Here is an 18,245-nt window from a genome sequence, read left to right on the forward strand (position 1 = left end):
ACCCGATCCGCTGGTATTCGGATTGGTCTGGCATCAACTGGCTATGCGTCTTCCAGTAGATACGATTGGATAAAAATCAGAGATTCGATGCCATTCAGAGTCTTGTAGTTTCTGCCTAGTGTTGTCCTCGTCCGGATCGGTGAATGGCCCGGGGAAAAGCGTTGGAGGACAGAGCGATGCGTGCGGTGATTCAGAAGAGCTTCGGTGGGCCTGAGGTTCTGGAGGTTGTGGACGTCGAGAAGCCGGGGTTGTTGTCGGGGGAGGTGCTCGTCAGGGTGAGGGCTAGTGCGGTCAATCCTGTTGATGTGGCGGTGCGGTCGGGGGCGTTCCCGTTGCTGGGGGAGCCGCCATTCGGGGTTGGGTGGGATATCTCCGGCGTGGTGGAGGCGGCTGGGCCGGGGGCGCGGTATGAGATTGGGGAAGAGGTGTATGGGATGCCGTTCTTCCCGAGGGCCGCAACGGGTTACGCGGAGTATGTGGCGACGCCCTCGCGGCAGGTGGCTCGGAAGCCGAAGTCGCTCGGTCATATCGAGGCTGCGGCGCTGCCGCTGGCGGCGCTGACCGCGTGGCAGGGGCTGGTGGACAAGGCTGGTGTCGGGGCAGGGGATCGGGTGCTGATTCACCGGGCGGCCGGTGGGGTCGGACACCTGGCGGTGCAGATTGCGAAGGCGCGGGGCGCGTACGTGATCGCGCTGGCCAGTGCCGGGAAGCACGACTATGTGAAGAGCCTCGGGGCCGATGAGGTGATCGATTACCGGACGAGCGATTTCACCGCGGTCGTGAAGGATGTCGATATTGTCTTCGACTCTGTCGCCGATGGTGTGCGGTCGCTTCAGGTGTTGAAGCCGGGTGGAGTGCTGGTGACGATTCTCGAGCATGTGAACCCGGAGTTGGAGCGGGCCGTGACGGAAGCCGGGCGCCGGTTCGCGGGTGTTTCGGTGGAACCGGATTACTGGGCGCTGGAGCAGATTGCGCAACTGGTCGACGCGGGGAAGCTGCGGCCGACCATCGCTGAGACGCTGCCGCTGGAGGAGGCGGGGAAGGCGCACGAGATCGTGGCGTCGGGCCAGACCGTCGGCAAGGTGGTGCTGACCGTCGAGTGACGGCGGCATCGAATAATCGGGGCGGGATCCAGGTTGCAGGGCACGGAGTTCGAGGTGAAGGAGAGCGGCGATGGATGTGCTGAGTGAGGCGCTGGCCTCCATGCGGACCGGCGCGCCGAACTCGGTGCGAACCGACGGGCGCGCGCCCTGGGCGCTCCAGCTGCCGTCGACGGCGGGTGCGGGATTCCATGTGGTGCTGCACGGGACGTGCTGGTTCTATCCCACTGAGAAGAGCAGTGAGGCAATCCCGTTGGGTCCCGGCGATGTGGTGTTCGTCCGTGACGGGGCGGGCCACATTCTTGCCGATCGCCCCGACACAGCCCCGGAGATTCCCCGGCCCGAGCAGTACACCCAGCGCCCGCCCGTGGGCGCGCTGCGACTCGGCGGCGACGGTCCGGCGGCCAGCCTGCTCTGCGGCAACTATCACCTCGACGGGCAGCGGCCGCATCCGCTGCTGCGGCAGCTGCCCGAGGTGATCCACCTGCCCGCCCGGCACGGCCGGCACCCGGAGCTGACCGCGGCGATCCAGTTGCTCGGCGCGGAGCTGGACAATCCCCGCATCGGCTCGCACGGCATCGTGCCCGCGCTCATCGACTCGCTGCTGCTCTACATCCTGCGCGCCTGGATCGAGGATCAGCCGCAGTCCGAGGCGGTGGGATGGGCTGCGGCCCTGCGGGATCCGGCCGTCGCCCCGGCTCTGGAAGCCATGCACGGCGATCCGGCCGCGCCCTGGACCGTGCAATCCCTCGCCGACCACGCGGGCCTGTCCCGTGCCGCGTTCGCCCGCAAGTTCAATGCCATGGTCGGCGAACCCCCGCTGGCGTATCTGACCCGCTGGCGGTTGACCACGGCCGCCCGTCTGCTGCGCGAGGATGATCTGGCCATCGAAAAAGTCGCCGCGAGCGCGGGATACAGCTCCGAGTTCGCGTTCGGCAAGGCATTCAAGCGCGAATACGGCCTGGCCCCAGGGCAATACCGGCGCCAGGCCCGCACCGCCGCGTGAGCTCGGCCGTGCGGCCGCGTCACGGTTATCCCCAATCCACACAAATGCGCGGTGCCCCTGTGGATGAATTCCACAGGGGCACCGTGTGACCGGGTAGTCGAGGTTTCAGGGGCGAAGCCCGTGAGAGCTACCGAGAGTTGGTCATCCTCACAACCAGGTGTCCAAGGTGGTGGTCGTGAGGAAGTGTTCGAGGTCCGCGCGCCAGGGTGCGGGCGTCGTCTTCTCCGGTTCGATGGCCGTGTACTGGCCCCGGTAGAAGAGCAGCGGCCTGCCGGAGTCGGTGGACTCCGACAGGGCCTGGACCCGGCCGATCACGATGTAGTGATCGCCGCCGTCGAGCACGTTGTCCACAGTGCACTGGATCGTGGCCAACGCGCCGTCCAGCACCGGAAGGTTCAGTTCCGAGGTGTGCCAGTCGATTCCGGCGAACTTGTCGGGTTCGCGGGAGCCGAAGCGGGCGCACGCCGGCTGTTGCTCCTCGGCGAGCATGTTCACGGCGAAGCTGCCGTTGCGTTCGATCGCCGCCCAGGAGCGGGACTCCTTGGTGGGGCAGAACAGCACCAGCGGCGGATCGAGGGACAGGGCGGCGAACGACTGGCACGCGAAGCCGATGGGGGCCTGCTCGCCGTCGACGCCGTCGAAGGTGGTGATGACGGTGATGCCGGTGCAGAACTGCCCCAGCACATTCCGGAACTGACGCCCGTCGATGACGGGTTGTGCGTCGGTGGTGATGTCCTCAGTCAAGGTTCGGCCGCCCCTGTTCGTTCTCGCTACTTGAATCCGACGCTGAAGTCGTGGCCCCACAGGCTGACCGCGGTGGATTCCCGCGCGATCCACGAGTGGTCGTCGACTTCCAGTCCCTCGCAGCCGAATTCGACGTCGAATCCGCCCGGCGTCTTCATGTAGAAGGAGAGCATCTTGTCGTTGATGTGCCGCCCGAGGGTGGCCGACATCTTCACCTTCTTGCGGTTGGCGCGGTCCAGGCACAGGCCGACGTCGTCGGAGTTCTCCACCTCGACCATCAGGTGCACGATGCCCGTCGGGTTCGGCAGCGGCAGGAACGCCAGCGCGTGGTGGCGCGGGTTGCAGCCGTAGAAGCGCAGCCAGGCCGGGTCGCCGTCGGCGGGACGGCCCACCATCTGCGGGGGCAGCCGCATCGAGTCGCGCAGCCGGAAGCCCAGCACGTCCTGGTAGAACGCCTGTGCCGCAGCGTCATCCGTGCAGGTGAGGACGACGTGGCCCAGCCCCTGCTCGGCGGTGACGAACTTGTGGCCGTAGGGGCTCACGAAGCGGCGGCCCAGGTACTGCGCGCCGTAGAACGCCTCGAGGGTGTTCCCGGCCGGGTCCTGGAACCGGATCATGCCCTCGACCCGGCGCTCGGCCAGCTCGTCCTTGGTGCCCTCGGTGAAGGAGATCCCGGCCTTGGCCAGGGTCTCGCGCAGGTTCTGCATGCCGCGGGCGTCGGTGACCTCCCAGCCCGAGACCAGCAGGCGGTCCTTCTCACCCGGCACGATCACCAGGCGCGCCGCGAAGTCGTCCATGCGGAGGTAGAGCGCGTCCGGGTCGTTGCCGGAGCCCTCCATCATGCCGAGCACCTTGAGACCGAACTCGCGCCAGGCCGCCATATCGGTGGCCTCGATGCGCATGTAGCCGAGCGCCTTGATACTCATGCTCACTTCTCCTTGACGCCGAGCAGGAAGTCGGTTGCCAGGCGGTTGAATTCGTCGAACTTCTCCAGCTGCGCCCAGTGTCCACAACCGCCGAAGACATGCAACTGCACACGCGGCACCATCTTCAAGGCGACCAGGGCGCCGTCGATCGGGTTGACCCGGTCCTCCCGGCCCCAGATCATCAGCACCGGCTGCCGTAGCTTGAACGCGTCGCGCCAGATCATGCCCTTGGCGAAATCGGGTCCGGCGAAGGACTTGCCCATGGCGCGGGTGGCGGCCAGCGACTCCGGCTGCGAGGCCGAGGCGAAACGCTCCTCCACGAGTTCCGGAGTGATCAGCTTCTGGTCGAAGACCATGATCCGCAGGAACGCCTCCAGGTTCTCCTTCGTGGGTTCGAAGTTGAACTTGGACAGCAGCTTCACGCCCTCGGTGGGGTCCGGCGCGAACAGGTTGGTGGACAGGCCGCCCGGGCCCATCAGCACCAGCTTGCCCGCACGGTCCGGGTAGTCGAGCGCGAAGCGGGTGGCAGCCCCGCCGCCGAGCGAATTGCCCAGCAGGTGCACGCGATCGGTGATGCCGAGGGTGTCGAGCAGGTCCTTCAGCGCCGAGGCCGAGTGCACGAAGTACTGCGGGTGCTCGGTCGGCTTGTCGGACCGGCCGAAGCCGGGCTGGTCGACGGCCAGGACGTGAAAGTCCTCGGCCAGCACCGGAATGTTCTTGGCGAAGTTGGACCACGAGCTCGCACCCGGACCGCCGCCGTGCAGCAGCACGATGGTGGGGCCGTTGCCGACCCCGGCCTCGTGGTAGTGCAGCTTCAGGTCCGGCCGCACCTGCGCGAAGCGCGAGGTGGACTCGTAGGTGATTGCCGCGGCGGGCCGCGAAGTGTCTTCAGTCACTGCGGTCATGGATTACACCATCGTGTCGGTGATCGGCAGACCGAAGGCGTGCGTGCCGAACATGGCGTAGGCGCGCTCCGGATCCTGCGAGGCGTGCACGCGGCCGGCGTGCGCGTCACGCCAGAACCGCTGCAGCGGAGTGCCTTCCACCAGCGCGGTGGCGCCGGAGGCCTCGAAGAGGCGGTCGATGGAGGCGATCACGCGGCCGGTGGCGCGCACCTGGTCGCGGCGGGCGGCGACGCGCAGGTCGAACGGAACTTCCTTGTCCGCCAGGATGTACGCGTATTCCTCGGCGATATTGCCGGACAGCTGACGCCAGGCGGCGTCGATGTCACTGGCGGCCTCGGCGATGCGCACCTTGCCGAACGGGTCGTCCTTGGCCTTCTCGCCGGCGTAGGCGGCGCGCACGCGCTTGCCCTGGTGCTCGACGTGGGCCTCGTAGGCGCCGTAGCCCATGCCGATGATCGGTGTGGTAATGGTCGCGGGGTGGATGCTGCCCCACGGCATCTTGTACAGCGGATCGGTATTCTGCTCCAGGCCAGGCGATTTCAGTTCGCCCATGGTCCGCATGCTGAGGAAACGGTGCCTGGGTACGTAGACGTTCTCGACCACGACGGTGTTGGAGCCGGTGCCGCGCAGGCCGACCACGTGCCACACGTCGTTGATCTTGTATTCGCTCCGGGGGATCAGGAACGAGCCGAAGTCGACCGGCTTGCCGTTCTTGATGACCGGACCGCCGACGAACACCCAGTCGGCGTGGTCGGAGCCGGAGGACCAGGCCCACGAACCGTTGACGATGTAGCCCTCGCCGTCCTCGGTCACCACACCCGCGCCCATCGGGGCGTAGGAGGAGGAGATCCGGACCTCGGTGTCCTGGCCCCATACCTCTTCTTGCGCGCGCTGGTCGAACAGCGCCAGGTGCCAGTTGTGGATGCCGAGGATGCCGGCGCACCAGCCGGTGGAGCCGCACGCGCTCGCGATCTTGCGGACGGTGTCGTAGAAGATCACCGGGTCGCAGGCGTAGCCGCCCCACTGCTTGGGCTGCACGAGCTTGAAGAAGCCGGTCGCCTGCAGATCCTTGACGGTCTGGTCGGGAAGGCGGCGCAGATCCTCGGTCTCCTGGGCGCGCTCACGCAGGGTCGGCAGCAGCGCCTCGACCCGCTCAACTACTTCTTGCGTCATCTCGCCAGTTGCTCCTGCCTGGTGTTACGGGAAGCGGTCTTCGTTTGCCCCTGAGAGTAGAACACGTTCTTATTCCTGTCGAGAACGCGGTTCGAGCGCAGCTCAGAGAGCCCCCATCCTGGTAGTTGGTCCTATAGCTGGCCAACCGTCAGCCAATTTTGTAACGTGTTCTAGTACATCCATAGGAGGATCAACGATGGCGACAACCGCCCAAGGGCCCCGCGGGAAGGTCCGCGAGATCGACGTGGGCTCGATGCCCACCCGCTTCGCCCGGGGCTGGCACTGCCTGGGACTTGCCAAGGACTTCCGTGACGGCAAGCCGCACGCGGTCAATGTATTCGGCACCAAACTGGTTGTCTTCATGAACAGCCAGAACGAACTGAAGGTGCTGGACTCCTACTGCCGTCACCTGGGCGGCGACCTCTCCATGGGTGAGGTGAAGGGCGATTCGATCGCCTGCCCGTTCCACGACTGGCGCTGGGGCGGCGACGGCAAGTGCACCGGCATCCCCTACGCGCGACGCGTGCCCCCGCTGGCCCGCACCCGCGCGTGGATCACGCTCGAGCGCAACGGCCAGCTGTTCGTCTGGCACGACCACGAGGGCAACCCGCCGCCGGACGAGGTGACCATCCCCTACATCGAGGGTCCCTACACCAACGCGGACGGCAGCTCCTCGGAGACGCTCAACGAGGGCTGGACCGACTGGACCTGGCACTCGCTGCTGATCGAGGGCTCCAACTGCCGCGAGATCATCGACAACGTCGTGGATATGGCGCACTTCTTCTATATCCACTACGCGTTCCCCACGTTCTTCAAGAACGTGCTCGAGGGTCACATCGCCACCCAGTACCTGGAGACCAAGGCTCGCCCGGACATCGGCAACGCGGCCAAGGCCGGCATCGACGTGCTGCTCAAGTCCGAGGCGTCGTACTTCGGGCCGTCGTACATGATCAACCCGCTGCTCAACATCTACAGCGGCTTCGAGGTCAAGACGGTCCTCATCAACTGCCACTACCCGGTCACGCAGGACTCCTTCATGCTGCAGTGGGGCGTCTCGCTGGAGAAGCCCAAGGGCCTGCCGGACGAGCAGGCGGCCATGTTCGCCGCCAAGATGACCGAGGGCGTCAGCGAGGGCTTCCTGCAGGACGTCGAGATCTGGAAGCACAAGTCCAAGATCGAGAACCCCCTGCTGACCGAGGAAGACGGGCCGGTCTACCAGCTGCGCCGCTGGTACGAGCAGTTCTACGTCGACGTCGCCGACATCGACCCGAAGATGACGCAGCGCTTCGAATTCGAGATCGACACCTCCAAGGCCAACGAGGCCTGGGGTCTCGAGGTCGAGGAGAACCTGCGCAGGAAGCGGGAGGCCGACGAGGCCGCCGCGCAGGAGGCGAACGCCTGATGACCAGCTGGGCGAAGGCACCCGATTTCGCGGACCGTCCGGAACAGCGAGCACAGGTGCGCGCCCAGACGGTCCTCGACAAGGAGCACTACATGGAGTCGGGGCTGACACCGATCGCGTGTCAGACCTGCGGCACCGAGGTGCTCGTGCGCAAACACAGCCACAATCAGAAGACGGTGCAGTGGACGGTCGATCCGGCCGCGCACTGCCCGGTGTTCCGGAAGCTGGCCGAGTCCGGCCCGACCACCGGCAAACCGGACTCCTGCCCGAATCTCGAGAAGACCATCGACCATGCGGTCGCGGAGGGTCTGCTCGGGATCGACGACTGAGGCTCAGTCGAGCCGGAAGTCGGCGAAATCGAATCCGGGGGAGACGACGCAACTCACCAGCACGTAGTCGTCACCCGCGGGTCGGGCGGCCTGGCTGATTCCGCCGGGAACCACCGCCTGAGGGCGTTGCCCCTGCTCGACATCGGGTCCGAGGACGATCTCCTCACCCCCGATGTTCAGCAGCAGGGGGCCACCCCGATGCCAGAACCAGATCTCGTCCGACGTCACCGTGTGCGGCGCGGACTTCTCACCGGGCAGCAGCAGGAAATAGATGGCCGTGGCGCTCGCGCGCCCGCCCGGATAGCCCTCCGGCTCGAATTCCACTCCGCTGCGCCAGGTTTCCCGATACCAGCCGCCCTCCGGATGCGGCTCCATATCCAGTTCGGCGGCCAGCTTCGGACGGTCGTCGCTCATGGCCTCCACTGTATTGACTTCGGGCCGCGATCGACTTCAGGCCGCGGTGATCGTCCAGGTGATGCCGTGGTGCGCCAGGGAATTCAGGAAATCCGCGGCGTCGAACGCTTCGGCGGGGGCCAGGGCGCCGGGCTCGGCGGTGCCGCCCGCCAGCCGTACCGCCGCCTCGACCGCCATGAGTGCGGAATCCCGATAGGAATCCACGCCGCTGACCACGCCGCGTACGGTTTCGCCCGCCGCGCCGGTCGCGTCCACGACGAGGTGGTAGCGCAGGTCCGCGCTCGGTGCGTCGGGCATGGCGTCGAGCGCCTCGGGGGTGAACCCGCTCAGGTTCTCCAGGATCGCGACATCCAGCGCACCGGCCACATAGGACACGTCGGAGTGTCGGGGAATGGTGAGCACCGGCGGCTGCGGGAACTTGGCGACCGGGGTCGGAGCGGTGGCGTGGGGGAAGGTGATCTCGGTGTGCCGGGTGGCCGGACCGGTGCGGAATTCCCCGGCCTCGTAGTGCCAGCCCCCCGAACGGAACCAATCCAGGCCGGCCAGCACGGTTTTCGCGCTGCCCTTCGAGCCGTTGCCGCCGCTGAGGCTGAGATGGCTGAGCACGACCTCGGCCGGCCCTTTGACGCGGCGGGTCGTCAGGTGGGCCAGCAGGTCACCCGGCAGATTGCTGTCGGTGACGCCGGAAACGACTGTCACCCCGGCATTTTCGGCGCGCGGGCCGTACTGGTCGAGCACCCGGCGCAGGAACAGCTGCTCGCCCGAGATGTCGGTGTAGTGCGCGCCGGCGTCGATCGCGGCGGCGAGGATCGGCTCGCCGAGGTCGACGTAGGCGGGCAGCGCGCTGATCACCACGTCCGCGCCGTCGAAGGCCGCGACCAGGGCGGCGGGGTCGTCCAGGTCCGCGATCCGGATCGCGGCGGCGGCCAGGCCGGCGGTCTCGGCGGCGGTGCGCAGCCGATCGGCATTGCGGCCCACCAGGATCGGGGTCAGCCCGCGGCGGTGCAGCTCGGACAGGAGGTAGCCGCCGGTGTGGCCGTTCGCGCCGTACACGGCGATGGTGGGGGTCCGGGTGGCTTCGTTCGTTGTCATGGGAATGAAGTTATTCGGAGCAGGTGAGCATATGAATGGCTGATTCGCTCACTTTCATGCCCTGAACGCTCACACGGTGAGCTGTATAGTCCGATGTCGTGGACATCCTCAGCGAGACCATCGCCGCCATCCGCACCGGCAGTCCGGCCTCGGGGCTCTTCGTCCGGCACGCGCCGTGGGGCCGCCGCTATCCGAAGGTGCCAGGCGCGGGATTCCATGTCGTGCTGCAGGGTGCGTGCTGGGTGCTGCCACCGGACGGCGAGCCGATCCCGCTGGGCGCAGGCGATGTGGTGTTCATGCCGCGCGGGGAGGACCACGATCTCGTCGACGCGCTGGGGACGCCGATCACCGAGGTCGCGATGCCCGGGGAGCCGCAAGCGCGGGAAGGCGGAGCGGAGATCACGGGGCCGGGTACGCGGACCGCATTGGTGTGCGGCGCATACGAACTCGGCCGGCAGCGCAGTCACCCGCTGCTCGACGACCTGCCGGAATTCATCCACCTCCCGGCCCGCCCGGGCCGGCACCTGGCCCTGCGATCCGCGGTGGATCTGCTCGCCGCCGAGATCGCCGAACCCCGGCCCGGCACCGACGCCGCCGTTCCCGCGCTGCTCGACACCCTGCTGCTGTTCATGCTGCGCGCCTGGTTCGACGAACAGTCCACCGCGCCGGGCGGCTGGGCGGGCGCCTTCGGCGACCCCGCCGTCTCGGATGCCCTGCGCGCGATTCACGCTGCGCCGGAACGGGCTTGGACCGTCCCGGAGCTGAGCGCCATCGCAGGCGTCAGCCGCGCCACCCTGGCCCGCCGCTTCCTCGCCACAGTCGGCGAGCCGCCGCTGACCTACCTGACCCGCTGGCGCATGCTCACCGCTGCGCGGCTGCTGCGCGAGACCGGCACCCCGCTCGCCGGTGTCGCCCGGAAGGTCGGCTACCAGAGCGAATTCGCTTTCGCCAAGGCGTTCAAACGCCAGTACGGCTCGGCCCCCGGCCGCTACCGGCACGCCGAGGACGAAGCCACCGTGATCGCGGTCTGAACGCGGGCCGGTCGGGCGGACGGCGGGCGGGCCCGGTTCGGCCTAGGCTGAGCGTTGTGACGGACTGGCGTGCACGCAGCGGACCGATCGGCGTCTTGACCGGCGCGGGGATCTCGACCGATTCCGGGATACCGGATTTCCGTGGGCCGCGCGGGGTTTGGACCAAGGATCCGATCGCCGAACTGCTGTCGACCTACCAGAACTATGTGGCCGATCCGGAACTGCGAACCCGGGCCTGGCTGGCGCGGCGGGACAATCCGGCCTGGCGGGCCACCCCGAACGCCGCGCATCAGGCGCTGGTGCGGCTGGCCGGTTCGGGGCGGCAGGTCGGCATCATCACCCAGAACATCGACCGGCTGCACCAGCGCGCCGGATCGGACACCGTGGTGGAGATCCACGGCAATATGTTCGAGGTCGTCTGCATCGACTGCGATTTCACCGGGTCGATGGCCGCCACCCTGGAGCGGGTGGCCGCGGGCGAACCGGATCCGGCCTGCCCGGACTGCGGCGGCATCCTGAAGGCGGCCGTCATCATGTTCGGGCAGCAACTCGACACCACTGCCATCCGGGCGGCCGTGCAGATCGCCGAGAGCGCCGAAATCTTTCTGGCCGTGGGCAGTTCACTCCAGGTGGAGCCCGCCGCGTCCATGTGCGCGGTGGCGGTGGACGCGGGGGCCGAGCTGGTCATCGTGAACAACGAGCCGACACCATACGACGAGTACGCCGCCGAGATCGTGCGCGACCCGATCGGGGCAGCGTTGCCGCGGCTGGTGTCGGAAATCCTGGGGGACTGAGGGTTTCAGACGAACGGCGTCTTGGGGCGCGGCATCATCTCGCCGTCGACCCAGATGTCGACCTTCTCGTTGTAGAACGACGCGAGCCCCGCGATCTTCTGGCTCTCCGGCAGCGGGGTGCGGTAGATCCACACCAGGTCCGGGTAGCTGGTCTCACCCAGCTGGACGTTCCAGTACTCGGCGTGGCCCTTGTACGGGCACGACGTCTTCGTCGCCGACGGGCGCAGCAGGTCCATGCGGATATCGGTCAGGGGCAGGTAGTAGCGCGCGGGCAGGCCGGTCTCGAACAGGATGCGCGGGGAGTGCGAATCGGCGAGGGTCTCGCCGTCCAGTTCGACCCGGATGTGGCGGGAACTGCCCAGGATGTCGACCCGGGTGTAGGGGTCGCGCGGGTGGACGTAGATGGGCTCGTCCTCCTCGAACCACTCGTCCATGGCCTGGAAGTCCAGCTTCACCAGGTCGCGCAGTTCCGGAATCGGGGAGTCGAGATGCCGCACGGCCGCGCCCGCGGCGGTGACGCCATCGGCCACCACATCGAATTCGGTGCCCTCCCCGCGGCTCGGGGAGTGGCGGATGTTGCCATTGGGTTCGAGCTTCACCCGCAGGTCCGCGACCGGCAGGTAGTAGGTGGGGTAGTGGGGTCCCTCCCACACCAGCGTCGGATGGACGGTGTCGGCGGCCAGATGACCGCCCAGGTAGGCGCGTACCCGCTTGGCGCTCGGTTCGACGCGTACCCGGCCACGCTGTGTCTCGGTCATACCTTCCGACGGTACGCCCGTGGGTAAACCCCTGTCGGGGAGCAGGATTCGCGTACCAGCGGCAGCCTCGGAAACCTGGGCCGGACCGGCGATTTTCCCTGCCCGACCGGGCCCGTTATGGTGTTCCGGCAACTCATGGGCAACACGAGAAGGTGGCGGTCAGATGTCGGAACCCGGCAGTACCCACAAGCCGGAACCCGGCAGCGAGCGGCAGGAACTACGCACCGGACTCCGGCGCCGGCACATGACGATGATCGCCATCGGCGGCGCGATCGGCGCGGGCCTGTTCGTGGGCAGCGGCTCGGTCATCAGGACCGCCGGACCCGCAGCCATCCTGTCCTACGCGGGCGCCGGACTCGTCGTGCTGTGCGTGCTGCGGGCGCTCGGTGAAATGGTGGTCGCCCGCCCGGTCGCCGGATCCATGGGCGGGTACGCGCGCATGGCCATGGGACCGTTCGCCGGATTCACGGTCGGGTGGCTGTACTGGTACCTCTACGTGATCCTGGTCGGGGCGGAGGCGGTGGCCGGTGCGGCTATCCTCGGCAACTGGATCGATCTCGACCAGTGGATGCTGTCCGCCGGACTGCTGACCGTCATGACCGGGGTCAACCTGGTGTCGGTGAAGTCCTTCGGCGAGTTCGAATTCTGGTTCGCCTCCATCAAGGTGGTGGCCATCGTGGCCTTCCTGGCCATCGGATCGGCCTGGGTGTTCGGGCTGTGGCCGGGGGCGGATGCGGGCTTCGGCAATCTGACCCGGCACGGCGGATTCGCGCCCAATGGTGTCGGCGGCGTCTTCTCCGCGATCGTGGTGGTGATGTTCGCGTTCGGCGGCACCGAGATCGTGACCGTGGCGGCCACGGAATCCAAGGAGCCGGGCCCTGCGGTGTCCCGCGCCACCAACAATGTGCTGTGGCGGGTCGGCCTGTTCTACGTGGCCTCGATCTTCCTGGTGGTGACCATCCTGCCGTGGAACGACGCCAAGGTGCTGACGAGCCCGTTCGTGAGCGCGCTCGAGCACATCGGGATTCCGGCCGCCGGCGCGATCATGCAGGTGGTCATCCTGACCGCGGTGCTGTCGGTGCTGAACTCGGCCATCTACGTGTCCTCGCGCATGCTCTACGTCCTGACCCGCGACGGCGACGCACCGGCCTCCCTGGTGAAGCTGAACGAGCGCGGCGTCCCCGCCCGCGCGGTCCTGCTGGGCACCGTCGCGGCCTGGGGCGCGGTCATCGCCTCCTATGTGTCCCCCGACAGGGTATTCACCTTCCTGGTGAACTCCATCGGCGTGGTGCTGGCCTTCGTCTACGTGGCGATCATGTTCTCCCAGTTGCGACTTCGCGCCCGCCTCCGCCGCGAGGACCCCTCCGCTCTCACCTACCGCATGTGGGGCTACCCCTACATCAGCTGGGCCGTCATCGTCGCCCTCTTCGCCGTCTTCGTGGCCATGGCCCGCAACCCCGACCAGCGCAACCAGCTGATCGCCTCCACCATCAGCCTGCTGGCCGTCATGGCGATCTATCCCCTGCGCGCCAAATTCGGCCGCAAGAAGCCGGTCCGCGAGGTCGAGTTCCTCCACCACTGATCCGAATCCCCTGCACCACACCGATTTCCACAACGAATCGGGCGATTCCCGTCGAGATGCCCCGTTATCGAACTATCTTTCGATAGCCGACTTACCGTCGTCCTCATGGTCAGCTCGAAACATGAAGCGATGCACAGGCTTTTCCGGAGCCACCCAGAGGTGTTCGGCCGTGCTTTCGAAACACTCGGCTTACCGTTTCCCGGCCCGCGTGAGGTCGCCTTGTTGCCGAACGATCTCACCGAGATCGATCCGATCGAGCGTCGAGTCGATACCCTCCTCCGCCTTGACACCGACGAGGGGTCCTTTCTGCTGCTGGTAGAGGCGCAGGGTAAGGATGACCGGAATAAGCCCAGCTCCTGGGCCTATTACCTGTCCCATGTCCATGCGAAATACCAACTGCCTCCGGTGCTTCTGGTTGTCTGCCAGGACACGTCGACCGCCAGATGGGCGGAAGGTCCGCTGACTATAGGTCCCCGCCAGTGGACGAGCCTCGTTGTTCGCCCACTGGTTCTCGGCCCTCACAATGTTCCCGCCGTGTCGGATCCGTGCATCGCCGCCGGTGATATCCCGCTCGCCGCCCTCTCCGCGATCACTCACGCGAATGACGCCGGCATCGGTGCGATACTGAAAGCGCTGGCCACCGCGTTACAGAGCATCGATGAAGACGACGCCCTGATCTTCGCCGAACTCACCGAACTCGGGTTGGGCAAGAGCCCGGCCGCACAGACATGGAGGCAGTTGATGACCGTGGATCTCTCGTTCTTCCGCTCCGAGACTTCCCAGCGGCTCCGTGCCGAAGGCCGGGTCGAGGGCCGGGTCCAGACCCTTATAGACGCGATTCTCCGCAGCCTGCGTGCGCGCGGCATCGAGGTGTCGCAGGACGCTCGGCAGCGCATCGAATCGTGCCGTGAGCTGGATACCCTCGATGCCTGGTTCGATCGCTCGCTCACCGCGAGCTCGATAGCCGAGATTCTCGGCAAGGAGGGATAGTTCTCGAGCTCGGTGCCTACTGCGTGGGTTTGACGACGACCGCGGTGCCGTAGGCGGCGACCTCGCTCATGGTGTTGGCGATCTCGTTGCAGTCGAAGCGCATTGCGACGACCGCGTTCGCGCCATAGGCCATGGCATGTTGGCACATTCGCATGATGGCCTCGTGCCGCGACTGGTACAGCAGCTGGGTGTACTCGTGGATTTCGCCGCCGCCCAGGGCGCGGAATCCGGCTGCGAAATTCGCGCCCAGGCCGCGGCTGCGGACGGTCAGTCCCGCGACCTCACCGATCACCTTGACGATCTCCTGGCCTGGCACATCGTTCATGGTGGACACCAGGATCGGGAACTGCGGGCCCGGCTGCTGCTGCGGTTGCGGCTGGCCCTGCTGGGGGTAGGGGGCCTGGCCCTGTTGCGGGTACTGCTGCTGCCCGGGTCCCTGCTGCGGGTACTGCTGGTAGGGCTGCTGCGGCGGCATGGGTTGGTTCATGAGCGGGATCGTACGGGGTGAAACCGAACGCGGACCGCATCCAGTGGGTGCGGTCCGCGAACGGCGGGCGGCTCAGTCCTCGCCGAGAGCGATGGCCTGGGCTTCGGCGGGGTGCGGGCGGCGGGGGCGTGGTCGTCCATGTGGGACAGGAGCTTTCGGCCGGAGCAGAGGACGGCGACCGCGGCGGCGGTGCAGGCGGCGCCCCCCCAGAAGGGGAGGGATGCCTGGTGTTCGCCGAGTTTCCCCGCGAGGTAGGGAGCGGCGGCGCCGCCGGTGGCCGCGCCCACGATGGTCGCCAGCGCGGTGGCGATGAACAGCGCATTGCCCAGACCCCAGCCGGCGCGGAAGCCGACGATCTACCCGACCGTGCTGGAACTGCCTGCGAGAGCGGCGGACACGATGATGATGGCCAGGCCGGCCAGCTGCGTTCTTGGCCCCGAAGCGGCTGGAGATGACGCCGGTGATGAGCATGGCCACGCCCGTGACCAGCATGTAGCTGGTGAACAGCAGCGTCACCTGGGACGGTGAGGCGTGCAGCTGCTCGCCGATCGGTTTGAGGATCGGATCCACCAGCCCGATGCCCATGAACGCGATGACCGAGGCGAAGGCGACGGCCCACACCGATTTGGGCTGCCTGGATTTCGAGGTGGCGGTGTTGTCGGGGCCGACGGCTGCGGGGAAGGCGGGCCGGGAGATCGGGGTGCGGGTGGTCACTGACTTGTCCTCAACTACGAATGTTGTTGATTCGCAGCTGCTTTCGGTCGAGTTGCGAGGGTCCGGATTCAGGCCCCGGCGGCCTTGAAGGCTACGGTGAGGTCGTCCAGGTTCCGGCTCAGGCGGTCGAGCAGAGCCGGGTCGAGGTCGGGAAGCCGTGCGGCGAGGGAGTTCCGAGGTGCCCCCGGGCGGCGGCCGGCCGGTCTCGTCCCGCGGGCGTGAGCTCGACGACCACGGCTCTGGAGTCGTCGGGATCCTTGGCCCGCGTGGCGAGACCGGCCTCGGTCAGCCGTCCGATCAGCGCCGTTGCTGACGGTTGGGAGCATCGGTCCAGGCGAGCGAACTCGCTGATCCGCAGGGGGCCGTACTCGTCGAGGGTTCCCAGTGCCCGCATGACGGCGTGCGGAAGATCGATGCCGCCGAGTACTCCGGCCAGGCGGTTGAGCCGTGAGGTGGCGACGACGATGTCGACCAGCCTGTCCCCGGTGTCCTCCGGGATGAGCTCGGTTGCCTGTCTCGGCTGCACCCGTAGATTGTTGCATAAGCTAACTATGTATTTACATAGGCTAACGATATTTCGAGGGGTGAGATGGGGCACACGGCGAACGGCCCGTGCGCGGCGAACTGCGCACGGGCCGTTTCCGGAAAGATCTCGCCGCTAGGCGGGCCGGGCCAGCGGGCGGGCGGGAGTGCCGAAGAGCTGGGCGTCGGCGTGCGCGCGCTTGAAGAACAGGTGCGCGTCGTGCTCCCAGGTGATGGCGATACCGCCGTGCATCTGCACGGTCTCCGACACCACCGAGTTGAACGTGTCGATCGCGTGCAGACGGGCGGCCTGCACGTCGATGGCCTCGACCGCGCCCGCGGCCAGACCCGCGATGGCCAGGTAGGCCACCGACCGGGTCGACTCCACCAGCACATACATGTCGGCCATGCGGTGCTTGAGCGCCTGGAAGCTGCCGATCGGACGACCGAACTGCACCCGGGACTTGCTGTACTCGACGGTCATGTCGAGGCACTGCTCGGCCGCGCCGAGCTGCTCGGCAACCACTGCCGCCCAGGCGATTTCCCGCAGGCGGGTGACATCGAGCGCGCCGACCGGACGGGCCGCGGCCGCGTCGAAGTCGATGCGCGCCAGCTTGCGGGTCGGGTCCTGGGTGACGACCGCGGTCCGGGTGACGCCGGCGGCATCGCCCGCGACCTCGAACAGGCCGTCCGCGGTCAGCACCAGCAGGGTGTCCGCGTGCACGCCGTCGAGGACGTAATGCGCGGAGCCCGAGAGCTTCTCGCCGTCGGCGGTGACCCCGAAGGAATCCCAGCCGCGCGGCCCGGCCCAGCACAGCGCCAGCGTGCGGACGCCCTCGGCGACCTCCGGCAGCAGCCGCTCATTGGTCTCGGTGTGCCCGGCCAGCAGCAGCGCCTGCACACCCAGCACGGCCGAGCCGAGCATGGGCGGCGCGGACAGTGTGCGCCCGAGTTCCTCGACCACCAGCAGGGATTCGACCAGGCCGACCCCGATGCCGCCGAACTCCTCCGGAATGGCGAGGGCCGCGACACCGACCTGCTCGCACAGCAGCTTCCACAGCTGCTCGTCGTAGCCGTGCTCGGTCTCCAGCCCGCGCCGCACGGCCGCGCTGTCGCCGTGCTTGGCCAGCACCGCGCGCACGGTGGTGACGAGTTCCTGCTGTTCGGCGGTGAGGCTCATGCCTTCGCTCCCAAGGTGTCGATGGTGGTCATGCCGCCTTCTGTGAATGGGCTGAGCCGGCGCGCAGGGCGGCGGCGATGCGGGCGCGGTGCTCGGCCGGGGTGCCCCAGGCCGACCGCAGCGCGGTGACCTTGGTCAGCCACAGCGACAGATCGCATTCGGCGGTGTAGCCGATGGCGCCGTGCACCTGTAGCGCGATGCGCGCGGTCTGGTACGCGGCCTCGCCGCAGGCCAGCTTGGCCGCGGAGATGTCGCGGCCGCGGGTCTCGGCGTCCGCGCCCGACTCCAGGGTCAGCGCGGCCCGGTAGAGCAGTGGCAACGCCATCTCCAGGCCGATGTGGGCATTGGCCAGATGATGCTTGATGGCCTGGTTGCGGCCGATCGGGGTACCGAACTGCTGGCGCTGCTTGACGTACTCGACGCTGGTGTCCAGCAGCGCGCGGCCGCCGCCGAGCAGCTGCGCGGCGGCGGCCAGGGCGGCGGTGTCGAAGGCGAGATCGATTGCGGCGCTGACGCCTTCGCCCTCGACCAGGGTCTCGCCCGCGGTCACGGTGAAGAGCCGACGCGCGGCGTCCACCGACGTCACCAGCTCACCGGCGGTGCCCAGCGCGACGCGGTCGCCCTCGGCGATCAGCACCAGGTCGGCCAGATCGGCGTCCAGCGCGGTGGCCGCGCCCTGGGCCCGGCCCGCGTTGGCCCCGGCCGACGCGGTCACCGCGAGGGTGCCCAGCTTCGCGCCCTCGGCCAGCTCCGGCAGCTGTTCGGTGGCGAGCGCCGAGTCCGGAAGCGCCTGCAGCAGTGCGGGAATCGCGGCGGCGGTCTCCACCAGCGGACCCGGCACGGCGGCCCGGCCGATCTCGGTGAAGGCCACGATCATTTCGACCGGGCCCGCGCCGAAGCCGCCGTTCTCCTCGGTGATGGTCAGGCCCAGCGCGCCCGCCTCGGCCAGCTGGCCGATCAGCGCGCGCCCGGCGGCGGAATCGCCCGTGCCCCAGGCCCGGACGATGCCCGGGGTCTTGGCGGCCTCGCCCATCTTGCGCAGGCTGGCGGCGAAATCATTCTGTTCTGCGGTCAATGCGAATCGCATGTCGTCGTC

19 protein-coding genes and 1 pseudogene are annotated in these 18,245 nt (G+C 67.8%); 8 read left to right on the forward strand and 12 right to left on the reverse strand.

Translation table 11 applies throughout. The features are described from left to right. Positions 1–176 precede the first annotated feature (176 nt). Positions 177–1,103: an NADP-dependent oxidoreductase gene (locus ON33_RS02635; RefSeq protein WP_040854616.1), complete on the forward strand. Its 927-nt coding sequence runs from the start codon at positions 177–179 to the stop codon at positions 1,101–1,103. 70 nt (positions 1,104–1,173) lie between these two features. After that, positions 1,174–2,106 carry an AraC family transcriptional regulator gene (locus tag ON33_RS02640; RefSeq protein ID WP_040854400.1) on the forward strand — a complete coding sequence of 311 codons (933 nt, stop codon included), beginning with the start codon at positions 1,174–1,176 and terminating at the stop codon, positions 2,104–2,106. A 147-nt stretch (positions 2,107–2,253) separates the two neighbouring features. Here the strand turns inward: ON33_RS02640 and hsaB are convergent, their stop codons facing one another. From hsaB to hsaA, 4 genes are read right to left on the reverse strand one after another with little or no spacing between them, the layout of a single operon-like run. Next, the gene (gene hsaB / locus ON33_RS02645) at positions 2,254–2,850 is read right to left on the reverse strand and encodes a 3-hydroxy-9,10-secoandrosta-1,3,5(10)-triene-9,17-dione monooxygenase reductase subunit (RefSeq protein ID WP_051151553.1); all 597 of its coding nucleotides are present in this window, start codon (positions 2,848–2,850) and stop codon (positions 2,254–2,256) included. 26 nt (positions 2,851–2,876) lie between these two features. Next, positions 2,877–3,776 carry an iron-dependent extradiol dioxygenase HsaC gene (gene hsaC / locus ON33_RS02650; protein WP_040854403.1) on the reverse strand — a complete coding sequence of 300 codons (900 nt, stop codon included), beginning with the start codon at positions 3,774–3,776 and terminating at the stop codon, positions 2,877–2,879. 2 nt (positions 3,777–3,778) lie between these two features. Then, positions 3,779–4,681: a 4,5:9,10-diseco-3-hydroxy-5,9,17-trioxoandrosta-1(10),2-diene-4-oate hydrolase gene (gene hsaD / locus ON33_RS02655; protein ID WP_040854406.1), complete on the reverse strand. Its 903-nt coding sequence runs from the start codon at positions 4,679–4,681 to the stop codon at positions 3,779–3,781. Positions 4,682–4,684: 3 nt separating this feature from the next. Continuing rightward, positions 4,685–5,854 (reverse strand): 3-hydroxy-9,10-secoandrosta-1,3,5(10)-triene-9,17-dione monooxygenase oxygenase subunit, encoded by a 1,170-nt coding sequence (hsaA, locus tag ON33_RS02660; protein ID WP_040854409.1) that lies wholly within the window; start codon positions 5,852–5,854, stop codon positions 4,685–4,687. Positions 5,855–6,050: 196 nt separating this feature from the next. Between hsaA and ON33_RS02665 the strand changes: the two genes are divergently transcribed. Beyond that, a complete protein-coding gene (locus ON33_RS02665) occupies positions 6,051–7,256 on the forward strand; it encodes a 3-ketosteroid-9-alpha-monooxygenase, oxygenase component (RefSeq protein ID WP_040854411.1) in 1,206 nt (401 codons plus the stop codon). Then, on the forward strand, positions 7,256–7,585 hold the full coding sequence (locus tag ON33_RS02670; RefSeq protein ID WP_040854414.1) for a hypothetical protein: 330 nt from the start codon (positions 7,256–7,258) through the stop codon (positions 7,583–7,585). Before ON33_RS02665 ends, ON33_RS02670 begins: the two co-directional genes overlap by 1 nt. Before the next feature lie 3 nt (positions 7,586–7,588). Here ON33_RS02670 and ON33_RS02675 read toward each other — a convergent pair whose 3' ends face one another. Both ON33_RS02675 and ON33_RS02680 read right to left on the reverse strand, forming a co-directional pair. After that, a complete protein-coding gene (locus tag ON33_RS02675) occupies positions 7,589–7,999 on the reverse strand; it encodes a cupin domain-containing protein (protein ID WP_040854620.1) in 411 nt (136 codons plus the stop codon). Positions 8,000–8,035: 36 nt separating this feature from the next. Next, positions 8,036–9,091 carry a saccharopine dehydrogenase family protein gene (locus ON33_RS02680; protein ID WP_040854417.1) on the reverse strand — a complete coding sequence of 352 codons (1,056 nt, stop codon included), beginning with the start codon at positions 9,089–9,091 and terminating at the stop codon, positions 8,036–8,038. 98 nt (positions 9,092–9,189) lie between these two features. On the opposite strand from ON33_RS02680, the gene ON33_RS02685 reads away from it, so the two are divergent. Then, a complete protein-coding gene (locus ON33_RS02685) occupies positions 9,190–10,122 on the forward strand; it encodes an AraC family transcriptional regulator (RefSeq protein WP_040854420.1) in 933 nt (310 codons plus the stop codon). A 56-nt stretch (positions 10,123–10,178) separates the two neighbouring features. After that, on the forward strand, positions 10,179–10,916 hold the full coding sequence (locus tag ON33_RS02690; RefSeq protein WP_040854423.1) for an SIR2 family NAD-dependent protein deacylase: 738 nt from the start codon (positions 10,179–10,181) through the stop codon (positions 10,914–10,916). 5 nt (positions 10,917–10,921) lie between these two features. Here the strand turns inward: ON33_RS02690 and ON33_RS02695 are convergent, their stop codons facing one another. Next, positions 10,922–11,674, reverse strand: a complete 753-nt coding sequence (locus ON33_RS02695) for a DUF427 domain-containing protein (protein ID WP_040854426.1) — start codon at positions 11,672–11,674, stop codon at positions 10,922–10,924. Positions 11,675–11,837: 163 nt separating this feature from the next. On the opposite strand from ON33_RS02695, the gene ON33_RS02700 reads away from it, so the two are divergent. Both ON33_RS02700 and ON33_RS02705 read left to right on the forward strand, forming a co-directional pair. Then, positions 11,838–13,256 (forward strand): amino acid permease, encoded by a 1,419-nt coding sequence (locus ON33_RS02700; RefSeq protein WP_040854430.1) that lies wholly within the window; start codon positions 11,838–11,840, stop codon positions 13,254–13,256. 105 nt (positions 13,257–13,361) lie between these two features. Beyond that, on the forward strand, positions 13,362–14,246 hold the full coding sequence (locus tag ON33_RS02705) for a hypothetical protein (RefSeq protein WP_040854432.1): 885 nt from the start codon (positions 13,362–13,364) through the stop codon (positions 14,244–14,246). A 16-nt stretch (positions 14,247–14,262) separates the two neighbouring features. Here the strand turns inward: ON33_RS02705 and ON33_RS02710 are convergent, their stop codons facing one another. The 5 genes and pseudogenes from ON33_RS02710 to ON33_RS02730 all read right to left on the reverse strand — a co-directional run bounded on the left by ON33_RS02710 (position 14,263) and on the right by ON33_RS02730 (position 18,236). Then, complete coding sequence (locus tag ON33_RS02710; RefSeq protein WP_040854435.1) at positions 14,263–14,733, reverse strand: YbjQ family protein; 471 nt, start codon at positions 14,731–14,733, stop codon at positions 14,263–14,265. Positions 14,734–14,900: 167 nt separating this feature from the next. Further along, a pseudogene (locus ON33_RS39260) lies at positions 14,901–15,318 on the reverse strand (MFS transporter); the annotation flags it as partial. A gap of 247 nt (positions 15,319–15,565) precedes the next feature. After that, positions 15,566–15,973, reverse strand: a complete 408-nt coding sequence (locus ON33_RS02720; RefSeq protein WP_245550265.1) for a MarR family winged helix-turn-helix transcriptional regulator — start codon at positions 15,971–15,973, stop codon at positions 15,566–15,568. Between the two features lie 132 nt (positions 15,974–16,105). Then, positions 16,106–17,149, reverse strand: a complete 1,044-nt coding sequence (locus tag ON33_RS02725; protein ID WP_040854439.1) for an acyl-CoA dehydrogenase family protein — start codon at positions 17,147–17,149, stop codon at positions 16,106–16,108. 28 nt (positions 17,150–17,177) lie between these two features. Further along, on the reverse strand, positions 17,178–18,236 hold the full coding sequence (locus ON33_RS02730; protein WP_040854442.1) for an acyl-CoA dehydrogenase family protein: 1,059 nt from the start codon (positions 18,234–18,236) through the stop codon (positions 17,178–17,180). Positions 18,237–18,245 lie beyond the last annotated feature (9 nt).

Source organism: Nocardia niigatensis NBRC 100131 (genome assembly GCF_000308655.1).
GTDB classification, from domain to species: domain Bacteria; phylum Actinomycetota; class Actinomycetes; order Mycobacteriales; family Mycobacteriaceae; genus Nocardia; species Nocardia niigatensis.

Excerpts from the sequence above, each read along its gene's own strand:
- ON33_RS02635 (WP_040854616.1), top strand. The coding sequence starts at position 177 with ATGCGTGCGGTGATTCAGAAGAGCTTCGGTGGGCCTGAGGTTCTGGAG.
- ON33_RS02640 (WP_040854400.1), top strand. The coding sequence starts at position 1,174 with ATGGATGTGCTGAGTGAGGCGCTGGCCTCCATGCGGACCGGCGCGCCG.
- hsaC (WP_040854403.1), bottom strand. The coding sequence starts at position 3,776 with ATGAGTATCAAGGCGCTCGGCTACATGCGCATCGAGGCCACCGATATG.
- hsaD (WP_040854406.1), bottom strand. The coding sequence starts at position 4,681 with ATGACCGCAGTGACTGAAGACACTTCGCGGCCCGCCGCGGCAATCACC.
- hsaA (WP_040854409.1), bottom strand. The coding sequence starts at position 5,854 with ATGACGCAAGAAGTAGTTGAGCGGGTCGAGGCGCTGCTGCCGACCCTG.
- ON33_RS02665 (WP_040854411.1), top strand. The coding sequence starts at position 6,051 with ATGGCGACAACCGCCCAAGGGCCCCGCGGGAAGGTCCGCGAGATCGAC.
- ON33_RS02670 (WP_040854414.1), top strand. The coding sequence starts at position 7,256 with ATGACCAGCTGGGCGAAGGCACCCGATTTCGCGGACCGTCCGGAACAG.
- ON33_RS02675 (WP_040854620.1), bottom strand. The coding sequence starts at position 7,999 with ATGAGCGACGACCGTCCGAAGCTGGCCGCCGAACTGGATATGGAGCCG.
- ON33_RS02680 (WP_040854417.1), bottom strand. The coding sequence starts at position 9,091 with ATGACAACGAACGAAGCCACCCGGACCCCCACCATCGCCGTGTACGGC.
- ON33_RS02695 (WP_040854426.1), bottom strand. The coding sequence starts at position 11,674 with ATGACCGAGACACAGCGTGGCCGGGTACGCGTCGAACCGAGCGCCAAG.
- ON33_RS02700 (WP_040854430.1), top strand. The coding sequence starts at position 11,838 with ATGTCGGAACCCGGCAGTACCCACAAGCCGGAACCCGGCAGCGAGCGG.
- ON33_RS02705 (WP_040854432.1), top strand. The coding sequence starts at position 13,362 with ATGGTCAGCTCGAAACATGAAGCGATGCACAGGCTTTTCCGGAGCCAC.
- ON33_RS02710 (WP_040854435.1), bottom strand. The coding sequence starts at position 14,733 with ATGAACCAACCCATGCCGCCGCAGCAGCCCTACCAGCAGTACCCGCAG.
- ON33_RS02725 (WP_040854439.1), bottom strand. The coding sequence starts at position 17,149 with ATGAGCCTCACCGCCGAACAGCAGGAACTCGTCACCACCGTGCGCGCG.
- ON33_RS02730 (WP_040854442.1), bottom strand. The coding sequence starts at position 18,236 with ATGCGATTCGCATTGACCGCAGAACAGAATGATTTCGCCGCCAGCCTG.